The following is a 316-nucleotide window of genomic DNA, read 5'->3' as shown; positions in this document are numbered from 1 at the left end:
TCGAGTCGGAATTTGTAGGCTTTCAGAATTTGCATTTAGCGCTCAGTGTGTAGCATTATTGCCATATCTATTAAGCCCGATTGAGTGACAGAATGCAATTCACTAAAATTAATAAATCACGTCATGAGGCCTACGTTTTGCACGTACATTTGGTGTTTATCACCAAGTATCGAAAGCCGATATTGGGGGAACTGTATCACGCCTCCTTCAGTCAGTGTGCGGCAGAGGTTTGCAGAGATTTTGGTGCGGAACTGAAAGAGTGTGACGGAGAGGCTGATCATGTTCACATGCTGATAGAGTACGCGCCAACGGTGCA

General features: G+C 44.9%; 1 protein-coding gene. It reads left to right on the top strand.

Annotated features, from left to right (window positions below):
• Window positions 1-92: 92 nt before the first annotated feature.
• A partial coding sequence (gene tnpA / locus ACNPAA_RS21185) for an IS200/IS605 family transposase (protein ID WP_417892010.1) occupies window positions 93-316 on the top strand: 224 nt, incomplete at its 3' end.

Source organism: Aeromonas sp. PS2Canimalfood6 (genome assembly GCF_048276795.1).
Classification (GTDB): Bacteria; Pseudomonadota; Gammaproteobacteria; order Enterobacterales; family Aeromonadaceae; genus Aeromonas; species Aeromonas caviae.
Note: the sequence above shows the minus strand (reverse complement) of the source record. Positions and strands in the feature narration are given on the sequence as shown.